Below are 10,476 nucleotides of genomic sequence, written 5' to 3' on the forward strand. Positions count from 1 at the left end.
AGTCCGGATCGTGGTTCAAGGGTCGGACCGGGGGAGAGGGGGCCGGGAGGCTACGGGGCCGCATGTGAGGGAAGGGGAGACTGCCCGAAGAGGCACCAGTTCAGATCAGGGGAATTTCTCACCCGGCCCCCGGAAGTCCGGCCCCACCTCCGGGCACATCCGCTCCCTACCGGGCCCTGAGCCCTCAGAGCTGTTCAGGAACCACGGCAGTACTTCAAACGGACCAGCGCTGAAGAAGGCTTTACGCTGCGGTTGTTGGGTTGTGTGCCCGCCGCCCTCTTTGTTCCAGTCTTCTACCACCGCTGGGTCGTGGTCGAGGGTAGGCTCGAAGCGCTTGCCGTCCCTGGGGTTGTAATAAGTATTTCTAGCCCAGTATCGGCGGTTGGAAACGTGCAGGTGAATATCGTCCGGGTGGGCCAGGCCCGTCGACGGGTCGCCGCGATAGGGGTTCTTCAGCCGCTCTAGTTTATCCAGCTTGACTTTGGTGCTGTAGGGTCCGTAAAAGCGGGCGCGCCAGTCGGCCCGATATTCTGGGGCGATCAAGAATTTGCCATTGACATTAATGACAAACTTCGAAGGGTGCTCGAGATCGGCGAGGTTTTTTACCGGTACAGGGGCCTTGGCTCGTACGGCAGCCAGAAAATCCGCCAAGGATACGTAATACAGATTACTTTTGACAATTATCCTGCGAGTGCCCGGCATGCGTGTGGAACCCCCCACCTTAATTCGGACGATCTTTGTCTGCTCCTCAATCTCGCTCACCGTGCCCCGGAAAACCTGCTTCGTGGGGTCAATCAGGTCGACGGAAGTGGATAAGTACTTCTGTGCCTCGAGGATGTCCGGATCGACAGGTTTGGCTTTTGCACCAAGGGTTAGTGTTGGGTTGACTGCCCCACGCACAGCCCAGTGGTCTTCCATATTTACAAGACTTAGTTCCTGCATTCCGTAGCGCAGGCGTATTCCTAATAACAAAGGCTTGAGGATTTTTCCTGCAACGGCCTTGCCAGCGTACTTGTCGACTGCTCTGATCCCCGCGGCGACCCCGGCCTCCAGTCGATGTTGCTTTTGACTCAGGGTTTCATCTTTGATGCCCAGCTTCTTCTTTACGTAGGCCTTGCCCTTCTCGTACTTGGCTTTGACCCAGGCCTTGCCCTTCTGAAAGGCGCCACTCAGCTTCTTCAGCAGCTTCTTGCCGATCTTCACCGCGCCGGCGATGAGCTTGTCGACCACCTTGCCCACCGGCTCCTGGACCCTGGCGATGATCTCCTTGATCTTGTCGGAGATCCCGCCCAGCCCCAGCAGGCTGGCCAGGAAGCCGATCAGGACCGGCACCATCTTCGACAGGGTCATCTCGATGTATCCCGCGACCGCGCCCACACCGCCGCTGGCGATGGATTCCACCGAGTCGAGGACCGAGTCCACGAACTCCTTGATCTGAGCGGCCCGCTCCACGAAGAACATGACCACGTCGTAGATCATCTTGCAGGCCTTGATGAAGGCCGCGGCCGGGTTGAGCATCGAGATCAGCCAGGTGATGCCTGCCTTGACGATCCTGGTGATGACGAAGTCGCGGATCTGGTCCATCACCATCTCCTTGATGTCGCCGAGCTTCTCCACCACCCACTTCCACAGCCCGCTCACGCCCTCGGTGAGGATCACCTGGATGAACGCCACGCTCTTCTCGACGCCGGCCATCACCTGCTCGGGGACGTGCTTGGCGATCCGCGCGCGGATGGCGGGCCAGGTCAGGCCCAGCAGCGAGAGCACGAGGCCGACGATGCCCTTGAGGTCGAGCTTGGCGGGCAGCTCGATACCCGCCGCGGAGAGCGATCCGAGCAGCCATCCCTGCAGTCCGGCCTTGAGGTGCTCGACGATGTTCTCGCCGAAGCGCAGGATCCCGCCCTTGACCGCCTTGACGAAGTTGCCCAGGAAGCCGATCGGGTCCTTGATGATCCTCCCGACGGCGTTCGCCGCGCGCGCGAGCACGCTCGCGAGCAGGTCCTTGAGCTGCAGGATGGTCTGGATGGCACCGCCCACCGCTTCCTTGGCCTTGCTCCACGCCCCCTTGTTCGCCTCCTGCATCGCCGTGACCTCCGCGTCCACGGCGGCCTTCGACTCGGTGTACTTGGCCGCAAGGTCCTCGACGAGCGCGTCCTTCTTGGCGTCGACGTCGTTCTCGAGCTGGTCGAACTGCTCCGAGAACTGCTCCGCGGCCTGCTGCGCGACCTTCTGCAGGTTCCTGGGCTTCGCGGCGACATAGGCCTTGATGTCCGCACGCCCCTTGGCGATCCTCTCCTTCGCCCGGGTCAGCCGGTCACCGATGAGGTCGGCGACCTTGCCGATGACGCGGGACATGCCCTCCTCGTAGGTCTTCCGGGCCGCCACGTAGCACTGGTTCGCCTCCTCGGGCAGGTCCGCGAGCAGGTCCTTCGCCCAGAGAAGGCTCCCGCCCCACCCGGAGTAGCGCTTGCGCTTGTACTCGGCCAGCCTCGCGTTGAGGTCAGCGGTGAAGGCCTTCCGGACCTCGGCCTCCCCGGTGGAGAACTCCTTGTCCACCTCCCCGTCGAGGGCACCCAGGATGGCGGTGACCTCAGCCTTCGTTGCGTCGAAGATGGCCTTGATCTCGCCGGCGATCTTGGCGCGCTCGGTCTCGTCCTGGGACTTGGCGGCGGTCTTGCCGGCCACGGCCTTGCTCAGCGCGCTCTTCTTGGCGCCGAGCATTCCGGCCAGGCCACTGGCGCCCTTCTGCTGGGCCTCCTGCCTCGCCGCGCCCAGCTGGGCCGCCTCCGCCTCCCGGAACGCGGCCGGGGCCGTGGCCGAGTGCTCCTCGCCCTGCTTCTTGGCGGCCAGGGCCCCGGTGAACTCCGGTTCGTTCGAGGTGGCGAGCTGCTGCTCGGTGACGTCCGCCTGCGCCATGGCCTCGTCGGTCTCCCGCTTGCCGCCGCCGAGGTCGACCTGCTCGGTGGGCACCGGGGCGGGCATGGCGGCGGCTGCGTCCACGCGGGGTGCCGCCGGCTGCGGCCCGGCCGGCAGAGGGGCCACGGGTTTGTCCTCGACCTTCGAGGTGTCGGGCGCGGCCGCCGTCTTCTCGGCGATGTCCTGGGCGGAGGCCTTCTTGCCCTCCGTCACCTTCCCCGCCACCTGGGCCTTGACCGCCTCGGCCTTGCCGGACTCCCCGAACTTCTCGGCCTGCTCCAGGTTCTTCGGGGCCTGAGCGGCGATCGCGGCCTTGACCGCGGCGATGAAGCCGGCCTTGTCGAAGCCGCCCGGCCTGGCCGTGGTCATGGTCTCGGCCTGTGCCGCCTTGGCCTGGGCCTCCTTGTCCGTGGCGGGAGGCACGGCGGCCTTGGCGGCCTGCCGGGCCTCGGCACGGGGCGCGGGGTGCTGCCGCAGCTGCCGGCCCTGCCCGGCGACCTTGGCGGCCACCGCCTGGAAGCGGGGGTCGTTCTGCGGGGAGGCCGGGACGGTCTTCACCGGGCCGGGGCTCTCGGCCAGCCGCTGGACGTAGGCGGCGGCCGCGGCGTTGCCGGCGCTGCGCTGCAGCGCCTGGAGCGTGGCGGGGGAACTCCGCACCGGGCGGCCGGAGGGTTCCGGCCGCCGCGCGGGCCCCGTCCGGGGACCGTTCTCGTGGGTGAGGAACATGGGAGCAGCCGGCCGCGCTCAGGCCTGTTCTTCTTCCTCGTCACCCTCGGCCCGCTGGACGACGTCGCGCTGGGCCGTGGCGTCCTCGGTGAAGGACCCCTGGGCGGTCTCCTCCTCGCCCTCGGTCCGCTGGATGGCCGGCGCGGCATCCTCCGCCGCCGCCCGCTGCACGGCGGCAGGCGCCGGCGTCAGGGGGGCTGGGCCGGACATGACCCGCTCGGCGTTGGCTACGGCCTCCCGCTCGAAGCGGTCGGAGGGGTCGCTGACCCGGATGCCCGCGCCCGTCGGGGTGCCGTCCACCGGACCGGAGCGCTGCTGCACGACGTGCGTGAGCTCGTGGGCGAGCATCGTGCGCCCTGACGTCGACGACGGGTCGTACTTGTCCCGCTGGAAGACGACGTTGGAGCCCACCGTGTAGGCGTGGGCGTTCACGGACGCCGCGGAGCGGCTCGCGGAGTCGTCGGTGTGCACGCGCACGTCGGAGAAGTCGTGGCCCAGCCGCGCCTCCATGTCCGTGCGGACGGGATCCTCCAGCGGGCGGCCGCCGGAGGAGACGACGTCCAGGACCGGGGAGCGCTCCTCCTCCGCCAGCCGCTGCACGCCGGTGTTGCCGACCGTCCGCTGCACGGCGAGCATGCCGGCGGGGCCGAGGACGTCGGTGCGCCTGGCCGCCGCGGCCCGCCACAGCTGCGGCGGGGCGTTTCCCTCGACGCGGTCCGCCCGTGGCCGCAGGCTCTCGCTCTCGTCGTGGTCGTGGTCGTGGATGTGCATGACGAGTCCCTTCTCTCGGGCCTTGCGGCCACCATGCGCCCGGGTCCGGCGGCCCGCAAGCGGCCCCTCGACGGTCGTGGGGGCACCAGGAGCTGCCCGAAGGGGCAGGTCGTGCGCTCGCCACGACACGGTGCCTCAGACGCGCGGTGAATGCGCTGTCCTCAGGGCGCCCCAGTAGGGGCCGAACTCGCTCTCCAGGGTGAGCCGGCCGAGCTTGCGGTACTCCCGCTGCACCGCGGTGACCAGGTGTGTCATGGTCACCGGGGTGCCGTCCTCCGCGGCCAGGTAGGCGGCGGTCACCGCGGCGGAGCGGATCCCGCCGCCGGCGAGCTCGAAGGCCCGGCCGAGGAAGTCCAGGTCCAGGTCCTCGGCCCGCTCCATGAGCCGGCCGAGGACCCGGTCCCACAGCAGGGCGCGGTGCCCCGGGTCGGGCAGGGGGAAGTCGACGACGACGTCGAGCCGGCGCGTGAAGGCCTCGTCGATGTTGGCCCGCAGGTTCGTGGCCAGCACCACCAGACCGTCGAAGGTCTCCATCCGCTGGAGCAGATAGGCGCTCTCGATGTTCGCGTAGCGGTCGTGGGCGTCCTTGACCTCGGAGCGGCGCCCGAAGACGGCATCGGCCTCGTCGAAGAGCAGCACCCCGTTGACCCCGGAGGCTGCGGTGAAGATCCGCTCCAGGTTCTTCTCCGTCTCCCCGACGTACTTGTCCACGACGGTCGCGAGGTCGACGACGTACAGGTCCAGGCCCAGCTCCCTGGCCACGACCTCCGCCGACATCGTCTTGCCCGTCCCGGAGTCCCCTGCGAACAATGCCGCCACGCCGTGGCCGCGTCCCGCCCCGGGACGCATGGCCCACTCGCCGAGCACCCGTTCGCGGTGCCGGGCCCGCATCGCCAGCTCCTGGAGGGACAGCAGGACCGGGTCCGGCAGCACCAGATCGGCCCAGCCCACCGCGGGGTCGACCCGGCGGGCGAGCCGGTCCAGGGCCGAGCCGTTCTCGGCCCGGGCGCCGGCCTGCAGGTGGGCGCCCGTCAGCTGCCCGTCGTCGCCCAGCGCCGCCTGCGCCCGGGCGGTCCGCGCGGCCCGGGCGACCTGCTCCGGGCCGAGCCGGAACTGGGCCGTCGCCTGCCGGATTTCGGCCCGCGGCAGGGTCCCCTCCAGCGCCTCCTGCCAGAGCCCGGTCCGCTCGGCGGCAGTGCTCGCCGGGACGTCGACGACGACGGGCGGCCGCTCCGTCCACTCCGGGTCCCAGGCGGTGTCCCCGAACAGCAGGACGGGCCGGGGATCGGCGCGCAGCCCACGCAGGAGCGCGGGGTGGTCAGCCACGGCCGTCACCGGCCCCGCCACGATCCCGGCCCGCCGCAGCCTCGCCTCCCGGACCGCGAGCGCCACAAGGCCGGGGGCGTCGCGCTCTCCGGCCAGCCGGGCGAGGTCGAGGCCCACGACGTCGTGCCCCGCGGCCCGGAGAGCCTCAGCGGCGAGGATCCGCGCCGAGCCCGTCGCAGGCTCACGCAGGTAGGCGAGAAGCACCCCCGAGCGCAGCGCCCGGCTCAGCGGTGCGGGGTCGCCCCACAGCACGTCCGGAGGATCGGCGAGGACAGTGGTCAGCGCCGGGTCGGGGGTGTCGTCGCCGAGCAGGTGGCCCACCACGCGGTCCGGGACCCGCAGCGCGCGGCCGGGCAGGGGCCGGTCCGGGTCCTCCAGGGCCAGCAGGGCCCCGGTGACCAGCGGCCCCAACAGCAGGCGGGCGCGGGCTCCGGAGTCGGACAGCGCCGCCCCGCACAGGGTGAGCGCGACGGCCGCCGAGGGCCGGCGGCGGGTGACGTCGTCGTTGAGGTAGCCGAACAGCTGCTCGAAGCGCGGGTCGAGGTCGGCCGCGACGGCGACCAGCAGCAGGTCCACGTCGAGGTCCGACAGACCGAGCACGGCGGCCAGCTCCCGAAGCCGCAGCCGCTGCCCGTCCTGCTCGGCGCGGTCCGCCGCCCGTTCACACGACTCGAGCCGGGGCGACGGGACGGGAGCGCCGGGGGGTGCCGGGGCGTCCGCCAGGATCCGGTCCACCGCCTCCTCGCTGAGGTACAGCCCCCGGAAGGGGTCGTCCGGCTGCGGGTCGTCCGCGCGGCGCTCGGCGACGAGCCGGCGGATGCGCTCCTCGACGACCCCGATCCGGCCGAGCAGGTGCGCCAGGCTCGCCGCGCCGGTCACCGCGTCCTCCGGGGCGGCGCGGGACGCGGCGCCTCCGCCGGGGGCCGGCGGTGGCGCCGGCCGGTGTCCGCCGCGGGTCCCAGCCGGTCGGCCATGTCCACCACCGTGCCTGCGGACGCCGTCGGGGCGATCTCGTAGACGATCCCTGTCTCCACCGGGGCGATCACCACGATGTCCAGCGACGGCTTGAGCTCCCCGCCGAGGGCGGACCACACGTCCGCGAACGCCCGGTCCTCCGGCGGGGGCAGCCCCACGGTGATCGGCACCGGCATCGCCGGCTCCGCCAGGCGGCCGGTCACCAGGTCCGCCGGCAGCGCCTCGTAGCGCAGGAAGCACCGCAGCAGCTGGTCCAGCAGCAGGTGCTCGTCCTCGGGGCGCTGGGTCCAGGCCGTCACGAGGTAGGAGAGCTTGAAGTGCCGGGGCGCCGGACGGCGCCGCCGGACCGTCCCGTCGTCGTTGCGCTCCTCGGACAGGCCGCGCTCGCGACGCCGGAGGTCCTCCCGGATGTCGTAGAGGTACAGGTTCACGGTGGGGGCGTTGCGGCGGGCGGCCCAGTCCTTCGTGGGGGCGTCGAAGAGCACCTCCACCTCGGCGCCCTCGAGGGCCTGAGTGCGGACCAGGGTGCGCAGCGCGTCGTCCACCTGGGCGATCACGGCTCTGCCCTCCTCACCATGGACTCCACTGTGGACCGCGGTCCGCTCGCCGACGACGGAGTCCGGCCCGCTCTCGGGGAAGCTGGTGGTGCCCTCACGGGCAGGCTCAGATGAGCCCCTCGCGCAGGGCGTAGGCGACGGCGTGGGACCGGTTGCGCAGCTGCAGGCGGGTGGTGACGTCGTGCACCACGTTCTTCACGGTCCGCTCCGAGTACGCGAGCCGGCGGGCGATCTCGGCGGTGTCCAGCCCGTCGGCCAGCAGCCGCAGCACGTCGACCTCCCGCGGGGCGAGGCCGGTGAACATGATGCCGCGCGGGCCCAGAACGTGACGCTGCAGCCGTCCCACCTGCTCGAGCAGCCGGCCCAACAGGTCCGGCGGGACGCAGCCCTCCCCGGAGGCCGCCGCGGTGATCACGGTGACGAGACGGTCCGGGGTGGCCTCGCACCGTCGGGCGATGCCGACCACGCCGGTCTCCACGATTTTCACGAGGTCGCCCTCCTCCAGTCGGCCCGCCACGAGCACGGAACGCGCCGTGCCCTGCCGCTGCACCGTCCGCAGTGTCTTCAGGGCCTCCTCGTCGACGGCGTCGGCCACGACCACGACGACGGTGGCCAGGTCCGCGTCCTGGGGACTCACCACGCGGATCTCCGGGCGGGGCCGGAGCTCGCTGATGACCCCGGCGGCGGAGATGGGGTCCCACGCGTGGACGTGAACGGTGATCGGTTCCATGACTGCTCCTCGTCCTGTGCCAGGAGTGGCCGTTGAGGCGCACCCCATGAACGGTGTGGCACGACGGTAGAGCCGGCCGCTCACCATGCGCTCAACAAGGACTCAACGGGCAACAAAAATGCCCTAAAGAGAGGCCGGTTGCCGCAATCTGCAGGTCATGCCACGACATAATCTGCGACGGGCAGGGCCGACGCCGTCGGCCCTGCCGGAGGCGCATCTTCAGGGAGGACCCATGAGTCCGTCGGCAGTCTTGGAGAGGCCAGAGGTAAGCCTAGATGCAGGCGGTGCAGCCGCAGTTCTCCTGAAAGTGGGCAACGAGGGGAAGTCCGTCGACGAGTACCGGTTCCGGGTGGTGGGACCCCTCGCTCCCTGGACGACGGTGGAACCGGAGACGGTGTCCGTGGATTCCGGCGACTTCGCCAAGGTCACGGTCGACCTCCACGTGCCGAGATCCTCGGAGGTTCCTGCCGGATCCGTCCCCTATGGGGTGCAGGTCCTGCCGAGCCAGAACTCCGTCGACCCCGTCGTGGCGGAGGGCGTGGTCCAGATCCGGCCATTCCACGACACCGTCGCCAAACTCGTGCCCCAGGGATCCCGAGGCAAGCGCGGCGGCCGGCACCGGCTCGGGGTCAGCAACCGTGGCAACGCCTCGGTGGACGTGCGGCTCGTCGCGAAGGACCCGGAGGAACGGCTTCACCTGCACCTGCGGCCGTCCGGACTGCGAGTCGTGCCCGGTACCGTGCAGTTCGCGGATCTCACCGTCCGCCCCCGAGCGAGCATCTGGCGCGGCACGGGGACAGAGCACCCCTTCGCGATCTCGGTGGAACCAGACCGGGGTCCCAGCACGGTCATCTCCGGCACGCACCAGCAGGAGGCAATCCTGCCGCGCTGGTCGCTGGAGGCGGCGGCCATCTTCACGCTTCTTGCCCTGCTGGCCTTCCTGGCGCTGCTCTCGGTTCAGCGGTTCGGTTCCGCGGCCCGGGAGTTCTCCGCTGATGCCCAGGTCTACGTCCAACGGTGCCTCCAGGACATGGTGACAGGTGGTGACCGTGTCGCCTGCCGGGTCTGGCCCCCTGAGGACCATGTCGTGGAAGAAGACCTGGAAGGGGGAGGGGCGGTGGAAGGGACACCGCCAATGGTGGAGCTCGCCGTCACCGCAAACGTGGGCGGACGGAAGAGCGCCGTCTTCACGCTCGGGGGCCAGAATGACGCATTCAACATCACCACCATCCTCCTCAGCGGATCCAAGGGCGACACCGGCCGGTGGACCCTAAGCAGGAACGGGGAGACCGTGTACTACGGGACAGTCGAAGGATTCGAGGGACAGGCCTTTGCATATGCCGGTGTCCTCCTGGCTCCGGAGCAGGAGATGGTGCTGGAACTCGAGTGCACGGGACTCGACGCTGAGGAAGCCACCTCACCGTCGGACCTGTGCGAAGTGAAGGCCGTGTTGCAGGGAGAGCTCATCCCCTTGGAAGGGTGAGCTGCCGATGCCGCTGCCCCTCCAGTGGTCCATACGGGCACTGGCTGGCGCCTCACGAGGCAGGGACGGTGCCTGCAAGCCCGGCCCAGAATCAAGCGAGCGGCAGTCGGTACCGTCGTACGCTCATGTCCAGAGCAGCGCACCACGCTCCCGTTCAGCACCGGGACGCTCCGGGGGGAGGACCTGATGGGCACGACGGCCACCCTGGAGCCATCCAGGTCGGAGATCGAGGTCGGCACAGAGACGACGGTGATCCTGTCGTTGCGCAACGACTCGGACATCGTCGAGGAATACTCGATCCAGGTGGTCGGGGATCCCTCCGACTGGGCCCGGGTGGACCCCCCTGAGGTCACGGTGTACCCCGGTCAAAGCACCTCGGCCGTCGTCACCTTGAAGCCTCCCCGCTCGTCCGCCGTCCCCGCGGGCGAGCACCCGTACGCCGTGCACGTGCAACCGGCCAAGCGACCCGAGAACGCCACGGTGCCAGAGGGCCTGGTGGAGCTCCTGCCCTTCTACGAGACAGTCGCCGAACTCTCGCCCCAGACGGCGAAGGGCAAAGGAGCGGAGCAGTACAGCGTCTCCGTCACGAACCGGGGCAACACCCCCGTGGCCGTCGCGCTCGCCGGGAAAAGCGCCTCCGACGACCTGGAACTCACTCTCGGCGAGTCGAGACATACGATTGAGCCGGGCGCCACCTGGACCTCTGCGCTCCGCGCGGAGCCGACGGAACGACTCTGGCGAGGAACGCCGACTGCGTATCCGTTCACCGTCATGGTGTCGCCCGAGGAGGGTCCAGACGTCCCCCTCGCAGGGACGCAGTACCAGGAATCGATCCTGCCGGCCTGGGGCCTCAAGGGCCTGCTCGGTCTACTAGTCCTGGCGGCGGCTGTCGCGCTAGGCGTGTGGACGGCGACGGCGGAGGACTTTCCACCGTGGGACCTTCCTTCTGAAACCAACGCCCCACCGGAGGAGAGTGCCGCACCGGAGGAGAG

At 69.9% G+C, this 10,476-nt stretch carries 7 protein-coding genes; 2 read left to right on the forward strand and 5 right to left on the reverse strand.

Annotated features, from left to right (window positions below; genetic code table 11):
* Positions 1–105: 105 nt before the first annotated feature.
* The 5 genes from GMA12_RS02180 to GMA12_RS02200 all read right to left on the reverse strand — a co-directional run bounded on the left by GMA12_RS02180 (position 106) and on the right by GMA12_RS02200 (position 8,001).
* Positions 106–3,642 (reverse strand): phage tail protein, encoded by a 3,537-nt coding sequence (locus GMA12_RS02180; protein ID WP_156266614.1) that lies wholly within the window; start codon positions 3,640–3,642, stop codon positions 106–108.
* 18 nt (positions 3,643–3,660) lie between these two features.
* Positions 3,661–4,413 (reverse strand): eCIS core domain-containing protein, encoded by a 753-nt coding sequence (locus GMA12_RS02185; protein ID WP_156266616.1) that lies wholly within the window; start codon positions 4,411–4,413, stop codon positions 3,661–3,663.
* 135 nt (positions 4,414–4,548) lie between these two features.
* Complete coding sequence (locus GMA12_RS19185) at positions 4,549–6,618, reverse strand: ATP-binding protein (protein WP_162459360.1); 2,070 nt, start codon at positions 6,616–6,618, stop codon at positions 4,549–4,551.
* Positions 6,615–7,271 carry a Pvc16 family protein gene (locus GMA12_RS02195; RefSeq protein WP_162459361.1) on the reverse strand — a complete coding sequence of 219 codons (657 nt, stop codon included), beginning with the start codon at positions 7,269–7,271 and terminating at the stop codon, positions 6,615–6,617. The genes GMA12_RS19185 and GMA12_RS02195 overlap by 4 nt, the downstream gene beginning before the upstream one ends.
* A gap of 106 nt (positions 7,272–7,377) precedes the next feature.
* Positions 7,378–8,001: a response regulator transcription factor gene (locus tag GMA12_RS02200; protein ID WP_156266618.1), complete on the reverse strand. Its 624-nt coding sequence runs from the start codon at positions 7,999–8,001 to the stop codon at positions 7,378–7,380.
* A gap of 232 nt (positions 8,002–8,233) precedes the next feature.
* Between GMA12_RS02200 and GMA12_RS02205 the strand changes: the two genes are divergently transcribed.
* Together GMA12_RS02205 and GMA12_RS02210 are read left to right on the forward strand one after the other, a co-directional pair.
* On the forward strand, positions 8,234–9,484 hold the full coding sequence (locus GMA12_RS02205; protein ID WP_156266620.1) for a COG1470 family protein: 1,251 nt from the start codon (positions 8,234–8,236) through the stop codon (positions 9,482–9,484).
* A 186-nt stretch (positions 9,485–9,670) separates the two neighbouring features.
* On the forward strand, positions 9,671–10,476 hold an 806-nt coding region (locus GMA12_RS02210; protein ID WP_442354862.1), incomplete at its 3' end, for a COG1470 family protein.

Origin of the sequence: Kocuria sediminis, from assembly GCF_009735315.1 — a bacterium.
Classification (GTDB): domain Bacteria; phylum Actinomycetota; class Actinomycetes; order Actinomycetales; family Micrococcaceae; genus Kocuria; species Kocuria turfanensis.